18 protein-coding genes are annotated in these 22,481 nt (G+C 70.9%); 9 read left to right on the top strand and 9 right to left on the bottom strand.

Annotated elements, in window-relative coordinates; all coding sequences use genetic code 11:
- Positions 1–56: 56 nt before the first annotated feature.
- Positions 57–1,751, bottom strand: a complete 1,695-nt coding sequence (locus tag A3CQ_RS0131485) for a glycoside hydrolase family 13 protein (RefSeq protein ID WP_020514941.1) — start codon at positions 1,749–1,751, stop codon at positions 57–59.
- A gap of 82 nt (positions 1,752–1,833) precedes the next feature.
- Here A3CQ_RS0131485 and A3CQ_RS0131490 point away from each other — a divergent pair, with 82 nt between their 5' ends.
- The 4 genes from A3CQ_RS0131490 (at position 1,834) to A3CQ_RS0131505 (ending at position 6,717) form a co-directional block, all read left to right on the top strand.
- Positions 1,834–2,853 carry a glycosyltransferase family 4 protein gene (locus A3CQ_RS0131490; protein WP_020514942.1) on the top strand — a complete coding sequence of 340 codons (1,020 nt, stop codon included), beginning with the start codon at positions 1,834–1,836 and terminating at the stop codon, positions 2,851–2,853.
- A gap of 140 nt (positions 2,854–2,993) precedes the next feature.
- On the top strand, positions 2,994–4,151 hold the full coding sequence (locus A3CQ_RS0131495; RefSeq protein WP_020514943.1) for a glycosyltransferase: 1,158 nt from the start codon (positions 2,994–2,996) through the stop codon (positions 4,149–4,151).
- Entirely contained in the window at positions 4,148–5,230 is a 1,083-nt protein-coding gene (locus A3CQ_RS0131500) for a hypothetical protein (RefSeq protein ID WP_020514944.1), read from the top strand. The genes A3CQ_RS0131495 and A3CQ_RS0131500 overlap by 4 nt, the downstream gene beginning before the upstream one ends.
- An 8-nt stretch (positions 5,231–5,238) precedes the next feature.
- On the top strand, positions 5,239–6,717 hold the full coding sequence (locus tag A3CQ_RS0131505; protein WP_020514945.1) for a glycoside hydrolase family 130 protein: 1,479 nt from the start codon (positions 5,239–5,241) through the stop codon (positions 6,715–6,717).
- 26 nt (positions 6,718–6,743) lie between these two features.
- On the opposite strand, the gene A3CQ_RS0131510 is transcribed toward A3CQ_RS0131505, so the two are convergent.
- Complete coding sequence (locus A3CQ_RS0131510; protein WP_020514946.1) at positions 6,744–7,409, bottom strand: response regulator transcription factor; 666 nt, start codon at positions 7,407–7,409, stop codon at positions 6,744–6,746.
- On the bottom strand, positions 7,397–8,551 hold the full coding sequence (locus A3CQ_RS0131515) for a sensor histidine kinase (protein WP_020514947.1): 1,155 nt from the start codon (positions 8,549–8,551) through the stop codon (positions 7,397–7,399). Before A3CQ_RS0131515 ends, A3CQ_RS0131510 begins: the two co-directional genes overlap by 13 nt.
- A gap of 109 nt (positions 8,552–8,660) precedes the next feature.
- On the opposite strand from A3CQ_RS0131515, the gene A3CQ_RS0131520 reads away from it, so the two are divergent.
- Positions 8,661–9,329, top strand: coding sequence for a YqeB family protein (locus tag A3CQ_RS0131520; RefSeq protein ID WP_020514948.1), 669 nt, complete (start codon positions 8,661–8,663; stop codon positions 9,327–9,329).
- A 9-nt stretch (positions 9,330–9,338) separates the two neighbouring features.
- Here the strand turns inward: A3CQ_RS0131520 and A3CQ_RS0131525 are convergent, their stop codons facing one another.
- Positions 9,339–10,163: a methyltransferase domain-containing protein gene (locus tag A3CQ_RS0131525; protein WP_020514949.1), complete on the bottom strand. Its 825-nt coding sequence runs from the start codon at positions 10,161–10,163 to the stop codon at positions 9,339–9,341.
- 133 nt (positions 10,164–10,296) lie between these two features.
- On the opposite strand from A3CQ_RS0131525, the gene A3CQ_RS57875 reads away from it, so the two are divergent.
- A complete protein-coding gene (locus tag A3CQ_RS57875; protein ID WP_020514950.1) occupies positions 10,297–11,763 on the top strand; it encodes a GGDEF domain-containing protein in 1,467 nt (488 codons plus the stop codon).
- A 45-nt stretch (positions 11,764–11,808) separates the two neighbouring features.
- Positions 11,809–12,840, top strand: coding sequence for a Gfo/Idh/MocA family protein (locus A3CQ_RS0131535; protein ID WP_020514951.1), 1,032 nt, complete (start codon positions 11,809–11,811; stop codon positions 12,838–12,840).
- A gap of 7 nt (positions 12,841–12,847) precedes the next feature.
- Here A3CQ_RS0131535 and A3CQ_RS0131540 read toward each other — a convergent pair whose 3' ends face one another.
- Complete coding sequence (locus A3CQ_RS0131540; protein WP_020514952.1) at positions 12,848–13,411, bottom strand: TetR/AcrR family transcriptional regulator; 564 nt, start codon at positions 13,409–13,411, stop codon at positions 12,848–12,850.
- Between the two features lie 73 nt (positions 13,412–13,484).
- Between A3CQ_RS0131540 and A3CQ_RS0131545 the strand changes: the two genes are divergently transcribed.
- Positions 13,485–14,906, top strand: coding sequence for an MFS transporter (locus A3CQ_RS0131545; protein WP_020514953.1), 1,422 nt, complete (start codon positions 13,485–13,487; stop codon positions 14,904–14,906).
- Between the two features lie 23 nt (positions 14,907–14,929).
- Positions 14,930–15,316: a VOC family protein gene (locus A3CQ_RS0131550; RefSeq protein WP_020514954.1), complete on the top strand. Its 387-nt coding sequence runs from the start codon at positions 14,930–14,932 to the stop codon at positions 15,314–15,316.
- Between the two features lies 1 nt (position 15,317).
- Here A3CQ_RS0131550 and A3CQ_RS0131555 read toward each other — a convergent pair whose 3' ends face one another.
- The 4 genes from A3CQ_RS0131555 to A3CQ_RS0131570 form a co-directional block, all read right to left on the bottom strand.
- Entirely contained in the window at positions 15,318–16,112 is a 795-nt protein-coding gene (locus A3CQ_RS0131555) for an SAM-dependent methyltransferase (protein ID WP_020514955.1), read from the bottom strand.
- Between the two features lie 101 nt (positions 16,113–16,213).
- Positions 16,214–17,086 (bottom strand): alpha/beta fold hydrolase, encoded by an 873-nt coding sequence (locus tag A3CQ_RS0131560; RefSeq protein ID WP_020514956.1) that lies wholly within the window; start codon positions 17,084–17,086, stop codon positions 16,214–16,216.
- A gap of 70 nt (positions 17,087–17,156) precedes the next feature.
- On the bottom strand, positions 17,157–20,711 hold the full coding sequence (locus tag A3CQ_RS0131565; RefSeq protein ID WP_040433258.1) for a discoidin domain-containing protein: 3,555 nt from the start codon (positions 20,709–20,711) through the stop codon (positions 17,157–17,159).
- A 105-nt stretch (positions 20,712–20,816) separates the two neighbouring features.
- On the bottom strand, positions 20,817–22,403 hold the full coding sequence (locus tag A3CQ_RS0131570) for a glycoside hydrolase family 13 protein (RefSeq protein WP_040433260.1): 1,587 nt from the start codon (positions 22,401–22,403) through the stop codon (positions 20,817–20,819).
- Positions 22,404–22,481: the final 78 nt, after the last annotated feature.

Below are 22,481 nucleotides of genomic sequence, written 5' to 3' on the forward strand. Positions count from 1 at the left end.
GCCGCAGCCGCCGGGCGGGTTGGGCTGGGCATCCTTACCGCGTGGGCCGGCGCCCCCTAGACCGAGCGCCGGTAAATTACCGCCTGCCACGGCTGCAGGGTCAGCCCGCTCGGCGCGGGCACGTTGGTGAGCACGAGCTCGGCCTCCTCCCAGGCGATCGCATCCTCGATCTCGGCACGCACGGTCTCGCCCGAGAAGTTGCCGACGACGAGCAGCTCCGTGTTTCCGAGGCGCCGGGTGAAGGCGTACAACCGCTCGTCGTGCGGCAGCAGCATGGTGAAGTCGCCCTCGACCACCGCCGGCTCGTCGTGCCGCAGCTTGATCAGCTTGCGGTAGTGGTGGAAGACCGAGTCGGGGTCGGCCCGCTCGGCCGCCGCGTTGATCTCCGGGTAGTTCGGGTTGACCGCGAGCCACGGCGACCCGGCCGTGAAGCCGGCGTGCGGCGAGTCGTCCCACTGCATCGGGGTGCGGGCGTTGTCCCGCCCCCGGGCGCGCAGGACGCCGAGCACCTCCTCGGGCTTGCGCCCCTCCTGCTCGACCGCCTGCCGGTACTGCCCGAGCGCCTCGATGTCCCGGAAGTCGGCGATCGTCCGGAACGGGTAGTTGGTCATGCCCAACTCCTCGCCCTGGTAGACGTACGGCGTCCCGCGGTGCAGGTGCAGCACCGTGCCGAGCATCTTGGCCGCCGTCACCCGATGCTCCGGGGAGTCGTCGCCGTACCGGGAGACCGCGCGCGGCTGGTCGTGGTTGTTCCAGTAGAGGCTGTTCCACCCGACCTCGGCCAGGCCCGCCTGCCACCGCCCGAAGATCCCCTTGAGCGTGCTGAGCCGCAGCGGAACCAGCGTCCACGGATCGCCGCCGCGGTCTGCCCACACGTGGTCGAACTGGAAGACCATGTCGACCTCGTGCCGGTCGCGGCCGGTGAAGAGGATGGCTTCCTCCACGGTCACGCCCGGCATCTCCCCCACGGTGAGCAGGCCCGGCCGTCCGGCGAAGACCTCGTCGTGCATCTCGCGCAGGAACTCGTGGTTGCGCGGGCCGTTGATGTACGCGGCGCTGCCGTCCCCGTACGGCTGACCGGCCGTCACGCGACCGTCGGGAAGCGCCGGGTCCTTCGAGATCATGTTGATGACGTCCATCCGGAAGCCGTCCACGCCCCGGTCGAGCCACCAGCGCATCATGGCGTACACGGCCTGGCGGACCTCGGGGTTCTCCCAGTTGAGGTCGGGCTGCTTCGGCGAGAACAGGTGCAGGTAGTACTCGCCGGTCTTCTGGTCGTACTCCCAGGCCGGCCCGCCGAACGCCGAGCCCCAGTTGGTCGGTTCCGCGCCGGGCGTGCCCGGCTCCATCCCCGCGCGGGCCGGCCGCCACCAGTACCAGTCGCGTTTCGGGTTGTCGCGGCTCGACCGGCTCTCGGCGAACCACGGGTGCTCGTCCGAGCTGTGGTTCACCACCAGGTCCATGATCAGCTTCATGCCCCTGGCGTGGGCGGCGGCCAGCAGCTCGTCGAAGACGGCGAGATTGCCGAAGAGCGGGTCGATGTCCTGGTAGTCGCTGATGTCGTAGCCGTTGTCGTCCTGCGGGGAACGGTAGATCGGGGAAAGCCAGAGCACGTCGACGCCGAGCTCGGCCAGGTGGTCGAGATGGTCGATGACTCCGCGCAGATCGCCCATGCCGTCGCCGTCGGCGTCCGCGAAGCTGCGAGGGTAGATCTGGTAAACGACCGCGCTTCTCCACCAGAGATCCGTCATGCGTCTTCTCTAACACGAGAACGCCGTCCGAAACCCGTGGGCATACTAAGCGGGTGTTAACTACCAAATTATGGCATTTGTCATGAAGGTGGCGCTGCTGGGGCCGATCGCGTGGCGTACGCCGCCGCTGCACTACGGCCCGTGGGAACTGATCACCAGCCTGCTGGCCGAGGGGCTGACCGCGCGCGGCATCGACGTCACGCTGTTCGCCACGCTCGACTCGGTCACCAAGGCGGCCCTCGACGGGGTCAGCCCGACCGGGTACGAGGAGAGCGACGAGATCGACGGCCGGGTATGGGAGGCGCTGCACGTCAGCCACGCGCTGTCCCGGTCGGCCGAGTTCGACCTCGTGCACAACCACCTGGACTGGCTGCCGCTCGCGTTCTCCCGGCACTGCGCGGCGCCGATGCTCACGACCATCCATGGATTCTCGGGGCCGTCGATCCTTCCGGCGTACGAGCGGGCCGACTCGCACTACGTCTCCATCTCCGACAGTGACCGCTCTCCCCGGCTGTCGTACGCCGGGACCGTGCACCACGGGATCGATCTCTCCTCGCTGCCGATATCGCTCGAGCCCTCCGCGGATCTGGTGGTTTTCGGCCGAATCCATCCGGACAAAGGCACCGATCTGGCCATCGAGATCGCCCGGCGCGCCGGCCGCCGCCTGATCATCTGCGGCATCGTGCAGGACCGCGACTTCCACCGGGCGGCGGTCGAGCCGCACATCGACGGCGATCGGGTCGTCTACCTCGGCTCGGTCGGGCCGGCCGACCGCGGGCGGATCCTCGGCTCCGGCGCCGCGCTGCTGCATCCGATCCGGTTCGCCGAGCCGTTCGGGCTGTCGGTCGTGGAGTCGATGGCCTGCGGGACGCCCGTGATCGCGTACTCGAAAGGGTCGATGCCCGAGGTGATCGACGAGGGCGTGACCGGGCGGCTGGTCGCGGATGCGGACGAGGCGGTCGCCGCGGTCGCGGGCATCGACGCGATCGACCGCGGCGCGTGCGCCCGGCGGGCCCGGGAACGGTTCTCGGCCGGCCGGATGGTCGATGACTACCTGACGATTTACCGCAAAATCGTCAGCCGAATAGGTGTTTCTTGTTAACGTCGCATTGTGAATTGCACGTTAATCGGGGCAATTATCCCGGAGCGAGCAATGGCGTTTGCGCGCGGCCGGCACCGCGGGGTCCGCGTGCGCTGAGTCGTGCTGCGGGAAGGCAGCCGCGATACGAGAAAGGCCCTGTCATGCCCGCCACGTTCGGTTTTCTGAGCACATACCCGCCCACTCAATGCGGTTTGGCCACATTCAATGCCGCACTCGCCACACAGCTCATTGCGACCGGCGGCGCCGGGGTCGTCCGGCTGCTCGCCAGCGACAATGTGAGCGGCGGCATCGACCTCGACCGGAGCGCCCCGCGCGTCGTGCACACCTGGCACACCGACAACCCCGGTGGCTGGGTCGCGGCGGCCAACGCGCTCAACCGGTTCGACGTGGCGATCGTCCAGCACGAGTACGGGATCTACCCGGGCGACGCCGGCGCCGAGGTACTGCCGCTGCTGCGCGCCCTGAAGGTCCCGTCGATCGTCGTGCTGCACACCGTGCTCAGCCACCCCGACCCGCTGCAGCGGCAGGTCCTCGAGCGGATCGCCGCGACCGCCGACGCGGTGGTCACGATGACCGACACGGCCCGGAAGCGGCTGCTGGCGGGCTACGCCGTCGACCCGCGCAAGATCTCGGTGATCCCGCACGGCGCGGGCAGTCACGAGAGCGCGCCGCGTGAGGACCACGATCGGCCGCACCTGCTGACCTGGGGGCTGCTCGGCCCGGGCAAGGGGATCGAGTGGGCGCTGCGGGCGCTGGCGCTGCTGCGCGATTCGTCGCCAATGCCGATCTACGCGGTGGCCGGCCGCACGCATCCGAAGGTCCTCGAGCAGTTCGGTGACGCGTACCGGAACTCCTTGAAAGCCCTCGCCGGCTCGCTCGGGGTGACCGACGACGTGGTGTGGCGCGACGAGTATCTGGATCAGGCCGAGCTGTCCCGGCTGATCCGCTCGGCCGACGTGGTGGTGCTGCCCTACGACTCGACCGAGCAGGTCACCTCGGGCGTGCTGATCGAGGCGGTCGGTGCGGGTGTGCCGGTGGTGGCGACCGAGTTCCCGCACGCGGTCGAGCTGCTGGCGGACGGCCCGGGACTGCTGGTGCCGCACCAGGACCCGGAGGCGATGGCCGCCGCGATCCGGCACCTTCTCGCCGAGCCCGGATTGGCTGGACGCCTGACCGGCATCGCGGGCGGTCCGACGCTGCGCTGGCCGGCGGTGGCGGCTCGCTACCAGTCGCTGGCCGGTCGCCTGCTGTCCGCGCGCGCCGTGGCCGCCCCGGTCGCCGCCTCCATCTCCGCATGAGTGTTGGCCTGCGGCTGGTTCCGCCGCCCCTCCAGCTCTCCGACGCGCCGGCGCCCTCGTTCAACCACATCGCGCGGCTCTCCGACGACACCGGGCTGCTCGAGCACGCGCGCAACGCCACCGTGCGGCGCGAGCACGGCTACTGCGTCGACGACGTCGGGCGCGGCCTGCTCGTGGCCAGCCGCGAGCCGCGCCCGACGCCGCAGGTGGTCACGCTAGCCGAGCGGTACCTGGCCTTCCTCACGCACGCGCAGGGACCGGACGGCGCGTTCCGCAACCGGATGGGGTACGACCGGCGCTGGAATGACGAGCCGGGCACCGGCGACTGGTGGGGGCGCGCGCTGTGGGGGCTGGGCACGGCCGCGGCGCGCTCCACGCAGCCCTGGATCCGGCGCGAGGCCCGGCTGGCGTTCCGTTTGGGGGCGCGGCAACGCTCCCCGTGGCCGAGGGCGATGGCGTACGCCGGACTGGGCGCCGCCGAGATCGTGCGGCTCGACCCGCGCGACCCCGACGCGGCCGCCCTGCTCCGCGACGCCGCCGACGCGGTCGGACTGCCCGGGCCGGACCCGGCCTGGGTCTGGCCCGCACCGGAGCTCACCTACGCCAACGCCACCATGGCCGAGGTCGTGATCGCGGCCGGTGACCTGCTGGGTGACGAGCCCGTGCTGCGGGCGGGCCTGCGCATGCTCTCCTGGTTGTGCCGCGAGCAGGACAACGACGGCCACCTCTCCACCGTCCCGGTCGGTGGCTGGCACCCCGGGCGGCCCAAACACCGCTTCGACCAGCAGCCGATCGAGGCCGCCGCCACCGCCGACGCCTGCGCCACCGCCGCCGCCATCACCGGCGACGACCGGTGGGACGAACCACTATTTCGGGCAATAACCTGGTTTTTGGGTGATAACGACACTCAGACAGTTATGTACGATCCACTAACCGGCGGATGTTATGACGGATTAACGGCGGATGGTCCTAATCTGAACCAAGGAGCCGAATCCACCCTCGCGCTTGTCTCCACGCTGCAGCACGCCCGCACGTGGGGGACCCGGAGCGCGACCCGACCGTCAGGCGGCCTAGCGTGACCGCAACCATGAATTCCACATCCTTCATCACTCGCCACGAGATCGTCATGCAGCCGGACGACCGGCGCGTGGTGATCAAGCTGTTCGTGCCCGGCGAAGACGCCCAGATGGTGCAGAACCGGGCCTCCAGCCTGATCGAGCGCATCCTGCAGCTCGACGAGGCGGAGACGGCCCGGTTGCTGGACGACGTGCTGAGCCGCTTCGCGGGCCGGCATCACGACCTGCTGTCGGTGTTCCAGCACCACTACGACCTGGTGCAACACCGCGTGCCGCCGGAGATCGAGCTGCCTCCGACGGCCCGGACGCTGATCGGCGCGTACTTCAGCCACGAGTTCTCGGTCGAGGCCGCCGCGCTGTGCAACCCGTCGATGGTGCCGCACCCCGACCAGGCCGGTCTGGAGCCCGGTGAGCTGCGGGTGGCGATGAGCATGCGGCAGATCGGCGAGGGCCACATCTCGTCGATCGGCTTCTGCTCGGCGATCCTCGGGCCCGGCGACACGATCCGCCTCGAGGACCGCGACGGCCCGCTGATGATCGGCCAGCGCGTCGGCGCCAAGCACATGCGCTTTCAGCTCTCGGCCGCCCTGATCGACGAGGAGATCGACAACGAGGCCTCCGCGTACATCGTCTCGGCCCTGCCCGAGCGGTACGACGACGAGGAGTTCGAGGATGTGATGACCCACATCCCGGCCGAGCTGCTGTCCCGCCCCATGACGCAGGAGACGCTCGACCGCATCCGGCATATCGTCAGCGAGGACTACGCGGTCTCGTTCCCGTGCGCGATCCCGCTGCACCAGCGGGTGATGTGGCCCGCGACCCGCGCCGAGAGCAACGGCATGGAGGACGCCCGGTTCGTCCAGCACCTGGACCCCGACGGCCGGCTCGCCTACCAGGCCACCTACACGGCCTACGACGGCCGGCACATCTCGGGCCGGGTCATCTTCTCCCGCGACCTGCGCCATTTCGAGGTGACCCAGCTGCACGGCCCGGCCGCCCGCAACAAGGGCATGGCCCTGTTCCCGCGCTACGTGGACGGCCGGAAGCTGGCCCTCTGCCGCTCGGACGGCGAGACGCTGGGCCTGAGCGTCCGCGACGAACAGCACCGCTGGCAGGAGGCCGTCCCGCTGCTGGTCCCGCACCGCGGCTGGGACCTGATCCAGGTCGGCAACTGCGGCTCGCCGGTCGAGACCGAGGCGGGCTGGCTGGTCCTGACCCACGGCGTGGGCCCCATGCGCCGCTACTCGCTGGGCGCCATGCTCCTCGACCTGGAGAACCCCGAGCGGGTCATCGCGGACCTCCCCGACGGCCTCATGCACCCCGACGAGATCGAGCGCGAGGGCTACGTCCCCAACGTCCTCTACTCCTGCGGAGGCCTCGTGCACGACGGCCGCCTCTGGCTCCCGTACGGCGCCAGCGACGTCCGCGTCGGTTTCGCCAGCGTCGCCCTGGACCAGCTCCTGAGCCGCATGGTCCCCACCGGCTACTGACCCGCCGCCGGCCCGCCGTTTCGTTCTCAGCGGCGGGCCGCGTGGACCAGGATGGCGATCTGGACCCGGTTGGTGAGCTCGAGTTTGGTGAAGATGCGCGTCACGTACGCCTTCACCGTGGCCGTGCTCATCAGCAGCGCGGCGCCGATCTCCTGGTTGGTGCGCCCGTCCCCGATCAGGCGGGCCACGTCGCTCTCGCCGGGGCTCAACCGGCCCAGGGCGGCCCGGGCCCCGTCCCGCTCGGTATCGGTCGCCTCGGCCGCCGCGAGCCCCATCACCTGCCGCAGCACCGAGGGCGTGAAGATCGGCTCCCCGGCCGCGGCCCGGCACACCGCCCGCGCGATCTCCGCGGGCGGCACGTGCTTCAGCAGAAACCCGCTGGCGCCCACCCGCATCGCCCGCCGCACGTGCTCATCGGTGTCGAACGTCGTCAGCACGATGACCTCGGGCGGATCCCGCCGCCTCCGCAGCTCGGCCGTGGCCGAGAGCCCGTCGATCCCCGGCATCCGGATGTCCATCAGCACCACCTGCGGCCGATGCGTGTTGACCGCCGCCGCCACTTCCGCCCCGTCCGAGATGGCACCCACCACCTCGATCTCGTCGAACGCCCCCAGCATCATCGACAGCCCCGACCGCACCAGCGCGTCGTCGTCGACGATCAACACCCGTACCGGCGGGGTCAGGTCTGCCATGGAAGCCACGCTCGCAGGCTGAACTCTCCGGCCGGGGTGGGCCCGTGCTCGAGCCGGCCGCCGACCAGCTGGACCCGTTCCCGCAGCCCGGCCAGCCCCGCGCCGGCCCCGGGGATCGCCTCGGCACCGCCGCGCCGGACCGGGTTGTCCCACACGAGGTCGTTGCCGACCCGGAGGTCGAGCCCGCGCGACCGGTCGACGTCGACCTCGACCCGCACCCGCGCGCCGGGCGCGTGCTTGAGCGCGTTGGTCAGCGCCTCCTGGACGATCCGGTACGCGTGCCGGCCGGTCTGCCCGGGGACGTCGTCCTCGCCGGCCTCGTCGTCGCCGGTCATCGTGAAGGTGATGTCGGCGCCGGCCAGGCGGGACTGCTCGACCAGGGCGGGCACGTCGCCGAGCGTCGGCTGCGGCCGGTCCTCCGCCGGCGCCCGCAGCATGCTCAGCAGCATCCGCAGATCTTCCAGGGCGTCGTGCGCGCATTGCCGGATCACGCCGGCCGCCTGCCGCTCGTCGGCGGGCGCGTCACGCCGCACCTCCAGCGCGCCGGCGTGCAGCGCCAGCAGCGAGACCCGGTGGGCGAGAACGTCGTGCATCTCGCGGGCGATCCGCTCCCGCTCGGCGAGCCGGGCCTGCTCGATACGCAGCCGCTGGCCCTCCTCGGCCTGCCGGGCCCGCTCGGCCCAGGCGCCGACCAGCTGGCGGTGCGCGCGGATCACCATGGCCACCGCGACCAGGCTGACGTGCAGCAGCACCACGAAGGCGACCGACTCGTAGTAGGTGCGGGTCAGGCCCAGCACCAGGCCGTAGATCACCGCGGTGACCGCGGCGTGCAGGGCCGCCAGCGCGATCGTGACCCGGGCCGGGCGGTGCAGCCCCACCGAGAACAGCGCGATCGGGCTGGCGCCCATCGGCATGCCGAGCAGGATGCCGGCCGGGATGAGCGCGAGGGTCAGCCCCACCGGATGGTTGCGCCGGAAGAGCACGAGGCCGGTGAAGGAGAGGACGCCCGCGACCGCCTCCACCGCGATCGGGGCCGCGTTGCCCTCGGACACCGACTGAGTCACGAAGAAGATCCCGAGCAGCATGGCGAGGACCGCGAGGAAGACCTCCAGCAGCCACCCGCGTACGCCCCGGCGTTCCATGCCCTCGACGCTACCGGCGGGGCCGCGCCGTGGGCAGTCGACTTTGGTCGATCGAACGTCGACCTCAGTCGGTATCGCGACGGCCCACCCGTGCCGAAGACTTCGGCCCGTGCTCGAACCGACGTCGATCGTCCCGACCCCGCGGTGGGCGCGGGTCCTCCTGTGGCTCGGACTTCCCGCCGTCGGCGCCGCACTGCTTCTCGCGGTCGCCTGGCTTCTCTCGCTGGCGTGGCTGCCGCTGCCGGGCCCGCTCCGCCTGGCGCGCGAGCTGCCGCAGCCGGCCGCCTCGATCGCGGTGCCGGCGCTCGGCGTCGTCCTCGGCCTGATCCTGGCCGCCCTGGCCGACCGTGAGTCGCTGACCGTCCGGATCACCCCGGCCGAGGTCGTCCTGTCCCGTCCCGGCGCGACCGTTGCCGTTCCCCGGTCCGGCGTGGCCGTCGCCTTCGCCGACCGCGACGAGCTGATGCTGCTCGGCCCGACCGGCCGGGAACTGGCCCGCGAGCCGTCACACCTGTCGCGTGGCCGGCTCCGCGACGCCTTCACCCGCAACGGCATCGCCTGGGCCGATCAGGACCCGTACCTGTCGTCCTACCGGCGCTGGGTGCCCGGCCTGCCCGAGCTTCCGGCCGCCGCCCACGCCCTGTTCGCCGCCCGGCAGAAGGCGCTCGACTCCGGCGACGACGGCGACCGACGCGAGCTGCGGGCCGAGCTGGGCCGGCTGGGCTATGTCGTCCGCGACGACCGCAAACGGCAGTACTGGCGCCGGACCGATGGCTGAGGCGCCGGTTCAGACAACACGGCCGGTTACCACCCAGATCGTCAGGATCGCCAGGAAGTCCCCGCGGGCACCGGCCGCATCGACATACGAAAACCACTCATCCCGTACGCCCGGGGGCGTCGCCCACGCCTCTTCGGGGACGATCGGGTTGACCATGGGCAGGACCACGGCGGCCGACGCCGGGTCGCCGAAGACGCAGGTGACGGGGGTGGCCGTGACGTCGCCGAGCCCGGCGCTGATCAGCCGGCGGCGCAGCGTACGGCCCATGTCGCGTTTCCAGGGTGTGAGGCGGCCGTGCATGTGCGTCACGACCGTGCCGGCGAGCCGGGCCGGCACCCCGTCGAAGGCGAGCGACTCCCAATCGGTGTCGACGAGGCAGACCCGCCCGCCGGGCCGCGTCACCCGGATCATCTCGTCGAGCGCCGCGTCCGCGTCGGTGACGTGCTGGAGCACCCGCTCGCACCACACGCCGTCGAAGCTGTCGGAGGGCAGGGTCATCGCCGAGACATCGCCGGTCATGTATCTGACGTTGCTGCCGTCGTGCCGCTGGACGGCCGCCGCGATGGTGGCGGCCGAGGAGTCGAGCGCGACGACCTCGCCCGCACTGCCGACCGCGGTGGCGAGCCACCGCGCCACGTCGCCGGCGCCGGAGCCCGCGTCCAGCAGCCTTTCCCCAGGCTGAGGCCGCATGGCCTGCATGGCGGTCTGGCGCACCCGCCTGATCTCGGGGTGCCGGCCCATCGCCTCGAGCGCGGCGAGCAGCATGGCAGTCATCTCGCTGGGCTGACTGTCGAGGTCAGCGAAGGGGGTGCGTTCCATCTGCGCGGGCTTCATGCGGCAAATGTTGACTCACGGGGAGCACTTTCCGCTGGCAGGGGTCACTCATCCGACAGGAAGGATCACTACACGCACTCAAGTGAGGCCGGGCCCGGCCGAAGAAAACTGGGTGTTGCTGAGCAAGCATTGGATGCGGCGCTTGCCGCGCCCCGAGGGCAGCCTCAACCGGACCCGGCTGGTGGCCGTCGCCATCGGCGGTCTCGCGATGCTCACCGAGTTCCCTCAGCTGGGCAACGTGTTGCGCTCGCCCGAGTACAGCCGGCTCGCCGCCGCCTGCATCCTGGCGACCTTCCTCATCCTGATCGGCACCTTCGTGCGCGGCCGCTCGGGCTGGCTGACGCTGATCCCGGTGCCGGTGCTGGTCGCCATCGGCGGCGCCGGCCTCTTCGACCCGGTGGCGACGACCGCGCTCGCCCTGGCGTCCACGATCGTCCTGTCGCTGTACGGCTCGACCGCCCTCTGGGTGGCCCGGGTGGTGGGCGGGATGATCGCCATCCCGGTCGCGGTCGCGATCTCCCCGATGTCCGGCGACCGCCCGATGGCCTGGAACTCGCCCACGATCATCGGCGTCCTGCCGCAGGTGCTGCTGATGGCCGTGCTGACCCGCGGCATCTATGTGGCGTTGCTGCGGCAGGAACGGGCGGCCGCCCGGGATGCGCTCCTGGCCCGGGCCGGCCTCGCGATGATGGGCGTCGTCGACAGCGACGAGGTCCGCATCATCGGCCGCCGCACGGCCGAGGAGGTGGTCGCCCTCTCGCCCGGCATCGCCCTGGTCGTGCTGCGCCGCCGCCCCGAGGGCTTCGTCGTGACCACCGCGATCGGAGCCCCGCCCGGCGTGCAGGGCCGTCTGCTGGGCGACGTCGTCACCGGGGATCGGGAGTTCCTCGACTCGCTGGTGCCCGGCTTCCGCGTGTGGGAGCTCGACTCGCTGGGCGCCGACCCCGCGGTGGCCGACGCCTTCATCGCCGTCGGCGGTCGCCGGCGCATCCCGGCCGAGGTGCTGGACTCCCTGCGCAACCTGTCGCACCAGGTCGTCCTCGCCGAGAAGGTCTGCCTCGCGCACGCCGAGCTCGAACACCGCGCGCACCACGACCACCTGACGCAGCTGGCGGGGCGGGCGAAGTTCGTCGGCGCCGTCGACCGGGCGCTCGACCTGGCCGGCGACGGCCGGACGGCCGTCGCCGCGCTGCTCAACGTCGACCTGGACGACTTCAAGCGGGTCAACGACTGTCACGGGCACGCGGCCGGCGACGAGCTGCTGATCCAGGTGGCGGCGCGGATGACCACCGTGACCACCGGCCGCGGGCTGGCGGCACGGCTCGGCGGCGACGAGTTCGCGGTCCTGCTGCCCGACCTGGCCGACCCGCTCGAGGCGGAACGGATCGCCGAGCAGCTCTGCGACGCGCTGGCCGCCCCCTTCATGCTGACCGCCGCCACCGTGACGATCGGCGCGAGCATCGGCGTGGCGGTGGCCGAGCCCGGCCTGACCGTCACCGAGCTGAGCCGCCGCGCCGACATGGCCATGTACGCGGCGAAGGCGGCCGGCAAGAACCGCATCGAGTCCTTCGCCCCGGCGGCCCAGCCGGTGGCCACCTGACCCCTTGATCGGCGGGGGTGGCAACGTTGTGGCAATCTCTTCGGAATGAGTGACGCGGTCAAGTTCGGGCTTGTCGGCTACGGGACGGGCGGGCGGATCTTCCACGCCCCGCTGCTGGCGTCGGCGGAGAACGTCGACTTTGTCGGCGTTGTCACCACGTCGGCCGAGCGCCGGGCCGAACTGGCCGCTCAGCATCCGACCGCGACCGCGTACGACTCGCTGGCCGCCCTGGCCGCGGCCGGGGTCGAGGCCGTGTCGATCTCCACGCCGGCGGCCACGCACGCCGAGGTCGCGCTCGAGGCGATCGCGCTGGGGCTGGCAGTGGTGGTGGACAAGCCGTTCACGCTCGACGCGGCCACGGCGCAGGACGTCGTGCGGGCCGCCGCCGACGCCGGTGTGCTGCTCAGCGTCTACCAGAACCGGCGATGGGACTCCGATCTGCTGACCGTCCGCAAGCTGATCTCCGAGGGCAGGCTCGGCACGGTCCGGCGGTTCGAGTCGCGCTTCGAGCGGTGGGCCCCGGAACGCAAGGTGCCGGCCGCCGGCGGGGGCACGCTGCTCGACTTCGGGTCGCACCTCGTCGATCAGGCCCATCTGCTGCACGGTCCGGCCGTGCGGGTGTACGCGGAGATCCGCGGCAACGGCGACCTCGACGACGACTTCTTCGTGGCGCTGCACCACGTCAGCGGCGTCGAGTCCCACCTGTGGGGCAGCTGGCGCCAGGCCGCCCCGGGCCCGCGCTTCCGGGTGAGCGGCTCGACCGGCACCTACATCGTCAACGGCATCGACGGCATGGACGGCCAGGAGGCACTGCTCAAGGCGGGCCGATCCCCCGCCACCCTCGGCGACCGCTGGGGAGTCGAGCCCGAGCACGCCTGGGGCCGCCTGTACCACGGCCCGACCAGCGCTCCGGTCCCCACCGAGCGCGGCCGCTGGGACTCGTTCTACCCCGCCTTCGCCAAGGCCGTCCGCGGCGAGGGCCCGCTCCCGGTCGACCCGTCGGACGTCCTTCGCAACATGACCGTGCTCGACGCGGCCCGCCAGAGCGCCCGCACCGGCACCGCCGTCCGCCTCTGAGGGCCGGTCAGACCCGCAGGCCGTCCAGGGCCAGGGCCAGGACCCGTTCCTTCTGCGCGTCGTCCACGAACGAGGCCGACGTCAGGCCCGAGACCAGTCGCAGCACGTCGTCGAAGGTGGCGTCCCTGCGGACCACACCCGCCTCCTGGGCCCGCACGTAAAGCGGTTCCCCCGCCGCGTACATCGCCTTCCGGCACGAGGCGAACATCTCCGACTCCCGGTTGAGCGCCTCGATGATCGCCCGTTTTGTCCCCACATAGACGACAAAGCGCCGGAGCCAAGCGGCGAGAGCCTCCCAAGGGGGCAGATCGGACACCGCCTCGGCGGCCTCCGCGAGCTGCTCGATCTCGGAGACGTAGACCGCCTCGAACAGGTCCTGGCGCGTCGGGAAATTTCGGTAGAGGGTGCCGATCCCCACGCCGGCCCGCCGGGCGATGTCCTCCAGCGAGGCATCCGTCCCGTTCTCCGCGAAGGCCGCCCGCGCCGCGTCCAGCAGCGCGTCGAAGTTCCGGCGAGCATCGGCCCGAGTCGGTCGCCGCACGCCGGCCACGACGACGGGAACGTCCGCCATGGAGATCCTCCTCACCAAAACCACCCGGCCCCGCTCTTGCGAACCGGAGGCCCCCCTCCGCTAATGTGGAGGCATGCCTCGACTTTATCAGACCTTCGGCGTGCTCTCGGCCGCCGCCGCCGCGTTCGCGCTGATGCAGTCGCTGGTGACGCCGGTGCTCCCGACCATCCAGCACGACCTGCACACCGACACCGGCACGGTCACGTGGGTGCTCACCGCCTGGCTGCTGGCCGCGTCGGTGGCCACCCCGCTCATGGGGCGCATCGCCGACATGATCGGCAAGGACCGGGCCCTGCTCGTCGCCCTCGCCTCCATCGCGGTCGGTTGCCTGCTGGCCGCGATCGCCCCGACCATCGGCGTCCTCATCGTCGCCCGCGTCCTGCAGGGCCTCGGCGGCGCGATCTTCCCGGTCTCGTTCGGCATCATCCGCGACGAGTTCCCGCCGCAGCGCGTGACCTCGGCCGTCGGCATCATGGCCGCGGTCATCGCCACCGGCAGCGGCCTCGGCATCGTCCTGGCCGGCCCGATCGTCGGCGTCCTCAGCTGGCGCTGGCTGTTCTGGATCCCGATGATCGTCGTCACGCTGGTCGGCGTGGTCGCGAAGTTCGTCATCCCGCCGTCGCCGCACCGCAGCCCCGGCCGCGTCAACTGGCTCGCGGCCGTGCTCCTCTCCGGCTGGCTGGTCGCCCTCCTGCTCCCGCTGAGCAAGGCCACCACCTGGGGCTGGGGCTCCGGCCGCACGATCGGACTGCTCACGCTGGCCGTCGTCCTGCTCATCACCTGGTTCGTCGCGGAGCTCCGCTCGGCCAACCCACTGATCGACATGCGGATGATGCGCCTGCCCGCGGTCTGGACCACCAACCTCGTCGCGCTCCTGTTCGGCGCCACGATGTTCGGCATCTTCGCCTTCCTGCCGCAGCTCATGCAGGTCCCGAGCTCGACCGGTTACGGCTTCGGCGCGAGCGTCACCGAGGCCGGCCTGCTGATGCTCCCGATGATGGTCACGATGGCCGTCTTCGGCTCGCTGAGCGGCCCGCTGACCCGCTGGATCAGCAGCAAGATCCAGCTGGTGGCCGGCTCCGCGCTGGCCGCGCTCTCCTGCCTGTCGCTGGCGACCGAGCACGGCACCCGGCCCCTGGTCGCGCTGGCCGGCGGCGTCTTCGGCATCGGCCTGGGCCTGGTCTACTCCTCGATGATCAGCCTGATCGTGCAGAGCGTCCCGATGCACCAGACCGGCGCGGCCTCCGGCATGAACACCAACATCCGCACCATCGGCGCCTCCATCGGCACCGCCATCGTCAGCTCGATCGTCGCCGGCCACGTGACCCCCGCCGGTCTCCCCGCCGAGTCCGGCTACACCGAGGCCTTCCTGATCCTCGCCGTCGTGGCCGTCGCCGCCATCGCGGTCGCGCTCCTGGTCCCCACCGCTCGCCGCCGCACGCGGGCCGCCGAGCCGGCCGCCGCGCTGCCCGACCTCACGCCGGTCGAGGTCTGATCCGTGGCCGTAGGGTCGTCCAGGTGCAGATCGAGCTCATCACGATCGTCGTGGACGACTACGACCCCGCCATCGCCTTCTTCACCGGCGTCCTCGGCTTCGAGCTGATCGAGGACTCCCCCGCCACCACCACCGACGGGCACGCCAAGCGCTGGGTGGTGGTCCGCCCGCCCGACGCCCGGACCGGCCTTCTGCTGGCCCGGGCCGACGGCGATCACCAGCGCGCGGCGATCGGCAACCAGACCGCGGGCCGCGTCGGGTTCTTCCTCCGCGTGGACGACTTCGAGGCGCACCACCGCCGGATGGTCGCGGCCGGCGTCACCTTCGTCCGGGAACCGCGCGACGAGCCGTACGGCCGGGTCGCCGTCTTCCTCGACATCGCCGGCAACCGGTGGGACCTGCTGGGTTGAGCTACGGCTTACGGCCCACGCCGCAGTACTGGTTGACGTCGATGTCCGGGTCGCCGGGCCCGGGCCGCCACCGGGAGCACGGCACGATCCCGGGCTCGAGCAGCTCGAGCCCGTCGAAGAACTGCCCGATCTCGGCCGCGCTGCGATAGACGATCTTCGGGGTACCGTGCTCGTTCCAGAAGCCGACGATGTCGTCCGCCTCGGCGCGGTTGATGTCGTTGCACCCGTGCGCGATCGTCAGGTAGCTGCCGGACGGCAACGCGTCCACGAGTTCCCGGATCACCGAGCGCGCCTCCTCGAAGTCGAGGATGAAGTGCACGATGCCGAGCAGTGTGACCGCGACCGGCTCGCGGAAGTCGAGGGTGCGGGTGGCGGCGGCCAGGATCTCGGCGGGCCGGTTGAGGTCGCCCTCGATGTAGTCCGTCCGCCCCTCGGAGGTGCCGGTCAGCAGCGCCCGCGCGTGCGTGAGGACGAGCGGGTCGTTGTCGGCGTAGACGACCCGCGTGGTGGGCGCGATCCCCTGCGCGACCTCGTGGGTGTTGTCGGCCGTGGGCAGGCCGGTCCCGATGTCGAGGATCTGCCGGATCCCCTGGTCGGCGACGAGGAACCGCACGACACGCTTCAGGAACGCCCGGTCGGCGACGGCGAGGTCGATGATCGAGGGGAATCGCCGGGCGATCTCGTCGCCGGCGGCCCGGTCGGACGCGAAGTTGTCCTTCCCGCCGAGCCAGTAGTTCCACAGCCGGGCCGAATGCGGCACCCCGGTGTCCAACTTGGAAATCTGGTCGTCCGTCACCGTGAGTTCCCCCTGTTCCGCCCGACGAGTGCGGCCAGGATAGCGGACAATCGGTCCCGCCGATTGCCCGCTGTGTCCACAGTGGCGCCCGCGAGCGAGACTCAGGCCGCGGCGTGCGAGCGCAGGTAGCCGACGATCGCCCCGAAGTTGGCGATCAGGGAGAGGTGCCCCTCGCCCGGAACCAGGTGGACCTCGGCCGACGGCAGGTGGGCCGCCAGCCAGCGCCCGTGCTCGAACGGCACCATCCGGTCCTGGTCGCCCTGCCACAGCGACAGCGGGACCGTGATGCCCGCGAGCGGGAACCCCCACTCCTGGACGAAGGCGAGGTCGTCCTCCCGCCAGCCCGCGACACCCCGGGAGACCGCCTCCCGGAACGACGCCGCGAGGTACTCGGCGAAGCCGCCGACCAGGGTCTTCTTGTCCACCTCGGAGATGAGGTCGCCGAACGCCTCGATCAGCTCGGCCGGCTCGACCTGCGCCATCGCCGACGCGGCCGTCGACAGGAAGGCGTTCAGCGGCTCGGGACCGGCCACGGCGGCGCCGAACTCCTCGACGTTCTCCTCGCCCATGCCGGCCAGCCAGTCGAGGCCCTCGGCCCGGTACGGCGCGACGCCGGCGATGGTGGCCGCCGCGAGGCAGCGGCCCGGAAGCAGGGCGGCGCAGGCCAGCGCGTGCGGCCCACCGCCCGACCAGCCGACGGTGACGAAGGTGGTGGCGCCGATCGCGTCGAGCAGGGCGGCCGTGTCGGCGGCGACGTCGGCCACGATGCGGCCGGGGTGCGGGGTGGAGGTCGCGTAGCCGGGCCGGCTGGCCTGCACGACCCGGAAGCCCTGGCTCAGGGCCTCGTCGAAGATGGGGGCGTAGCGGACGGTGCCGGACGGGGTGCCGTGGTGCAGGACCAGCGGGATCGCCGCGGACGGTCCCTCCACCAGGTATTCGAGGGTGCGGCCGTCCGGGAGGGTGACGTGTTCCATGGAGGCAACCTACACAGGCGGAAGGGCCCGCGGGGACGGTCAGCGGGCCCTTCCTTACCTCGGGAGCGGGCTAGTTGCGGACGATCGTGAACGTCGTCGTCTGGTTCTCGATGTCCCGGAAGTTGTTGCTGAACTGGAGGTTGGTGAAGGTGACCGAGCCGACCGCCGGGCCCTGCCCCGACTCGGGCAGCGGGTTGGCCCAGAGGCCGAAGCCGGACTTGGCGTCGAAGGCGTCACCGCTCTTCTGGGCGCCACTGATCGTGATGTTGGTGAACGTGGTGTCCTTGATCGGGTTCTGCGGCTGGCCGCCGACATAGTTGGTCTGGAACATGATTCCGGAGTACGTCGGGTCGATGATGTCGACGTTCGAGACCCGGATGCCCTGGAAGACCTTCGACGCGCTGAAGATCCAGATCGCCGGGAAGGTCTGCGCGCCCCAGAAGTGGCCGCCGGCCCGGACGATCGAGATGTTGTCGAAGACCGTCGGCGGGCTGGCGCCGAAGCCGTTCATCGGGTATCCGAAGTCCAGCGAGCTGATCGTGATGCCCGAGTAGACCAGCGTGTCGGCGATGTAGATGTTCTTGAAGGTGTTGGCGTAGCCGCCGTAGACCGCGACACCGGCCGCCCGCCACGTCAGGATCGACGTGAGGTTCTGGTAGGTGTTGTTGATCTCGTCGGCGCCGCCGGCGTCGATCGCCGAGAACAGCGCGAACGAGTCGTCGCCCGTGGCCCTGGCCTCGTTGTTGTCGACCAGGTTGCCGGTGCTGCCGTTGGTCATGTTGATGCCGTCGGCGAACGTGTCCCGGATGCGCGAGTTCTTGATCACCATGTTGTCGGTGTTCGCGCCCCAGTACAGGCAGACCACGTGCTCGGCCCAGATGTTGTCGATCGTGATGCCGCTGACGTTGGAGAAGTCGAAGACCTTGCCGGGGCCGTCGATGCGGATCGTGTAGTTGCCGAAGTACGCGAAGTTCGAGAACGTCGAGCCGTTCGCGCCCGCGTCGGCCCGGAAGCCGGCGTCGGTCTCGGTCTGCGTGGACGGGGCGAAGAAGCGGGTGTACCAGGGGCCCGCGCCGGTGACGACGATCGGCCGGCCGTACACCTGGAGCTTGCTGGAGACCTGGTAGTCACCGGCCGGCAGGTAGACGCCGAGCTTGGTGGTGTCCTGCCGGGCCGTGTCCAGCGCGTTCTGCACCGACTGCTGGTCGAAGCCGGTCGGCACCACGTACTTGGACGCGTCCGGGTTCGCGACCGGAGCGACCTGCTCCAGGTTGATGAAGTCGATCGCGATGTTTCCGGAGTTCCCGCTGTCCTTCTGCAGCTTGATCGTGCTGCCGGCCGGGAACGAGCCGGTGAGCAGGATGTTCGCCTCGTCGTAGATGTGCCGCGGGTCGGAACCCGAGTTCTGCGGCGCGGTCTCGTTGCCGTACAGCCACGCGTACTTCGAGGTGAGCGGCAGCGTCTTGTTGAGGGCGCCGTTCACGTACACGTTGATCGAGCTGGTCGTGCCGTCCGGGATGGAGAACCGGGCGACGATCGTGTTGGTGGCGGCCCGGGTGGTCCACTGCACCGAGGCGCCGGTCTGGTTGAGGGTGACGGCCTTGCGTCCGGAGGCCTCGCCGGCCAGGTCGCCGATCGTCCGGTTGGGCCCGACGACCGCCGCGCCGCCGCCGAGAACGCCGTCCTCGGCCTCGTACATGTCGTACGGCATGTTCGCGCCGCGGCCGACGAAGAACGGCTTGTCCGCCGTGTTGTTGGCCTGCTTCACCGAGAGCTCGTTGGCGTCGACGGCGATGACGGTGCGAACCGTGTACTTGCCGTTGACGGCGGTCCAGGTGCCCAGGTTCAGTGCCGGCGACGAGGCGCCCGCGGCCAGGGTGCCGGTGTAGGAGCCGGTCAGCGTCCGGACGACCGTCGAGCCGTTGAGCACGGTCAGCGTGACGCCGTGGGCGCCGGAGGCCGAGGCCGCCGAGCCCTGGTTCTTGATGGTGACCGAGAACGTGACCGTGTTGCCGGCGGCCGGGTTGCCGGGCGACCAGGAGACCACGGAGGCCACCAGGTCGGACGAGGAGACCGGCGTGACGATCAAATTCGACGGCGACGTGTACGAGTTGTTGGCCTCATTGAGCTCGACGACGGTGTTGGCCTCGTCCACCTTGGACGACAGCGCGTAGGTGCCGGCGTCCCGCGCGCCGATGTTCGCCGAGACCGTTGCCGACGTGCCCGCGGCGATCGCGCCCACCGCGGCGGTGCCGACCTTCGTCGTACCCAGGTAGAAGTTGACGTTGGAAGCCGGGGACGCGGCCGTCCCGCCGTTGCGGACCGTGGCCGACAGCGTCACGGCGTCGGTCTCGACCGGACTGGCCGGCGAGGACGACATGCCCGTGATCGTGAGGTCCGGGTTCGGCGCGGCGACGCCGATCACCTGCAGCTCGGCCACCTGACCGCTGGGCGCGCCGGTGTTCGCGGTGAAGGAGAGTCGGAGGTCCGCAGCGGTTCCGCTCACCGGGATGGTCACCGTGTTGCCCGAGGCCGGGTTGAAGGTGTACGTCGCCGAGCCCACCAGCGTCGTGAAGGTCGACGAGCTCTGCTCGCGGCCCTGGATCGAGAACGTCTGCTGCCGGGTTCCCCAGGCGCTGTCCGGGTTGAGCTTGATGACGACCTGCTGGACCGTAGCGTTGGCACCGAGCTTCACCGTGAGGTTGGCCGGGTACGCGCTGCCCTCCCAGTAGGTGGCCACGTTGCCGTCGTTGGCGTTGGTCGCCACGAACGTGAAGACCGTCGAGGACGCCTCGATCGGCTTGTTGAGGGCCAGGTCGGTGCCGTTCGGCGTGGTGCCGTTGCGGGTGACCGTGTTGCTGGCCGCCGACACGTTGCCGGCCGCGTCCTTCGCCCTGACGTAGTAGGCGACGGTCGCCGTGTCGGGCTGGCTGTCGGTGTAGGTCAGCACGCCCGCGCCCACGCTCGTGCGCAGGACGCCGTTGGCGTACACGTCGTAGCCGGTGACGCCGACGTTGTCGGTCGACGCCGACCAGGTCAGCCGGATCTGCCCGCTGCCGGGCTGGGTGTAGGCGAGGTTGCCGGGCGCGCTCGGCGCCTGGGTGTCGCCGGTGGCCGGGCCGTAGACCTCGAGCTCGGACAGCTGCCCGGCCGGCCAGCCGGTGTTGGCCGTGAAGGTGAGTCGCACGAACCGGGTCGTGGCCGTGGTGAGGTCGACGGTGACGGCGTTGCTCGAGGCCGGGTTGAAGGTGTAGCCGGCGCTGGCCTTGAGCGTGCTGAACGACGACCCGTCGCTGGAGCCGGAGATGGTCAGCGTCTCGGTGCGGGTCGCCCAGGAGCTGGCCGGGGGCAGTTTCAGGACGACCTGGTTGACCGAGACGGCCGAGCCGAGGTCGACCTGCAGCCATTGCGGGAACGCGTTGTTCTGGCTCTCCCAGTACGTGTTCGCGTTGCCGTCCCCGGCGTTACCGGCCGGATAGACGTCGGTGAAGCTGCTGGCGGAGAACGTCTTGCCGGCCGCCAGGTTAGGGCCGGCGGCGGAGGCGATGGCGGGTGCGGAGAGGACTGCGGCCACAACGCCCACGGCCGCGGCGGCCGCGAGCAGGCGTCTTCTGAATCGAGGCATGGTGGGAGCGGTGCCTTTCTTCCGTGAAAAGCCCCCGGGGATGGTGCTTCCTCCTGCTCTGTTCTTGTGAAGACCGGCGCCGGCGGTGGGTCCGGCGCCGGCGGCTCACGTGAGGCGCAGCCAGATCGCGGTGTCCGGGGGGAGGCGGTCACCGTCGAGCGGGCCACTGGCAAGCAGGGCGGTCTTGTGGTCCGGCAGGGGGATCGGGGAGCCGGACATGTTGACGACACAGGCGAAGCGCTCGCCGCGGGTGTAGGCGAGGACCTGTGGGTTCAGGTCGAGCCAGGTGATCTCGGTACGGTGCAGGCCGGGTTCGGCGCGGCGCAGCCGGACCGCGTCGCGGTAGAGCTCGAACATCGAGCTGGGGTCGCCGGTCTGCGCCTGAGCGGTGCGGTCCTTCCACTCGGCCGGCTGGGGTAGCCAGGGGGTGCCGGTGGTGAAGCCGAACGGCTGCTCGTCGCCGCTCCACGGCAGCGGCACCCGGCAACCGTCCCGGCTGTGCCCGCGCCGCGCCCACATCGGGTCCTGGTACTGCTCGGGCGGGATGTTCTCGTTCTCCCAGAGCCCGAGTTCCTCGCCCTGGTAGATGTAGGTGGCGCCGGGCAGCGACAGGGACAGCAGCGCGGCGGCCCGGGCCCGGCGGGTGCCGAGCTCGAGGTCGACCGGGGTGCCGTCGAGGTTGTTGTCGAAGCTGAAGGTCGTGTCCGCGCGGCCGTACCGGGTGACGTGCCGGGTGACGTCGTGGTTGGACAGCACCCAGGTGGCGGGGGCGCCGACGGCGGCGTGCGCGTCCAGGGTGGCGTCGATGCACTCCCGCATCAGCGCGGGATCCCAGGCGCAGCCGAGGAACAGGAAGTTGAACGCCTGGTGCAGCTCGTCGGGGCGCAGGTAGTTGGCGAACCGGTCGACCTCCGGCATCCACACCTCGCCGATCAGCGCACGGTCGCCGCCGTACGAGTCGGCCACCCGCCGCCAGGCCCGGTAGACGTCGTGCACCTCGTCGAGGTCGTGGAACGGGTGCGGTGCTCCCTCCCGTACCTCCGGCAGGTCTTTGTCCTTGAAAAGCAGCGCCGCCGAGTCGATGCGGATGCCGTCCACGCCCCGGTCGAACCAGAATCGCAGGATGCTCTCGAACTCGGCCCGCACGTCGGGGTGATCCCAGTTGAGGTCGGGCTGCTCGGGCGTGAAGAGATGCAGATACCAGAGCCCATCGGGCGTACGGCTCCAGGTCGTGCCGCCGAACTCCCCTCGCCAGTCCGTCGGCATCTCGTCGCCGTTCTCGCCGCGGCCCGGGCGGAACCAGAAGTAGTCCCGCTCGGGCGCGTCCGGATCGGCCAGCGCCGCCTTGAACCAGGGGTGCTCGCTGGAGATGTGGTTGGGAACGATGTCGACGATCATGCGGATGCCGACCGCGTGCGCCTCCTCGATCAGCGCCTCGGCCTTGGCCAGCGAGCCGAAGACCGGGTCGATGTCGCGGAAGTCGGCCACGTCGTAGCCGGCGTCGGCCATCGGCGACGGGTACCACGGGCTCATCCAGATCGCGTCGATGCCGAGGTCGCGCAGGTGCGACAGGTGCGCGCGGATGCCGTCGATGTCCCCGACGCCGTCGCCGTTCGAGTCGGCGAAGCTCCGCGGGTACACCTGGTAGATAACCGCGCTCCTCCACCACGGACCACCGTCTGTTGTGGACACAAGCACCTGCTTTCTGCATGAGTCAGCTAAGCCCCGCCACGCGGGACCAGATTTTTATCGATATTTCGTAAAAAGAAG

It is taken from the genome of Paractinoplanes globisporus DSM 43857 (assembly GCF_000379645.1).
In the GTDB taxonomy this organism is placed as follows: domain Bacteria; phylum Actinomycetota; class Actinomycetes; order Mycobacteriales; family Micromonosporaceae; genus Actinoplanes; species Actinoplanes globisporus.

Coding starts and splice junctions, on each gene's coding strand:
- A3CQ_RS0131485 (WP_020514941.1), bottom strand. CDS start 1,751: ATGACGGATCTCTGGTGGAGAAGCGCGGTCGTTTACCAGATCTACCCT.
- A3CQ_RS0131490 (WP_020514942.1), top strand. CDS start 1,834: ATGAAGGTGGCGCTGCTGGGGCCGATCGCGTGGCGTACGCCGCCGCTG.
- A3CQ_RS0131495 (WP_020514943.1), top strand. CDS start 2,994: ATGCCCGCCACGTTCGGTTTTCTGAGCACATACCCGCCCACTCAATGC.
- A3CQ_RS0131500 (WP_020514944.1), top strand. CDS start 4,148: ATGAGTGTTGGCCTGCGGCTGGTTCCGCCGCCCCTCCAGCTCTCCGAC.
- A3CQ_RS0131505 (WP_020514945.1), top strand. CDS start 5,239: ATGAATTCCACATCCTTCATCACTCGCCACGAGATCGTCATGCAGCCG.
- A3CQ_RS0131510 (WP_020514946.1), bottom strand. CDS start 7,409: ATGGCAGACCTGACCCCGCCGGTACGGGTGTTGATCGTCGACGACGAC.
- A3CQ_RS0131515 (WP_020514947.1), bottom strand. CDS start 8,551: ATGGAACGCCGGGGCGTACGCGGGTGGCTGCTGGAGGTCTTCCTCGCG.
- A3CQ_RS0131525 (WP_020514949.1), bottom strand. CDS start 10,163: ATGAAGCCCGCGCAGATGGAACGCACCCCCTTCGCTGACCTCGACAGT.
- A3CQ_RS57875 (WP_020514950.1), top strand. CDS start 10,297: ATGCGGCGCTTGCCGCGCCCCGAGGGCAGCCTCAACCGGACCCGGCTG.
- A3CQ_RS0131535 (WP_020514951.1), top strand. CDS start 11,809: ATGAGTGACGCGGTCAAGTTCGGGCTTGTCGGCTACGGGACGGGCGGG.
- A3CQ_RS0131540 (WP_020514952.1), bottom strand. CDS start 13,411: ATGGCGGACGTTCCCGTCGTCGTGGCCGGCGTGCGGCGACCGACTCGG.
- A3CQ_RS0131545 (WP_020514953.1), top strand. CDS start 13,485: ATGCCTCGACTTTATCAGACCTTCGGCGTGCTCTCGGCCGCCGCCGCC.
- A3CQ_RS0131560 (WP_020514956.1), bottom strand. CDS start 17,086: ATGGAACACGTCACCCTCCCGGACGGCCGCACCCTCGAATACCTGGTG.
- A3CQ_RS0131565 (WP_040433258.1), bottom strand. CDS start 20,711: ATGCCTCGATTCAGAAGACGCCTGCTCGCGGCCGCCGCGGCCGTGGGC.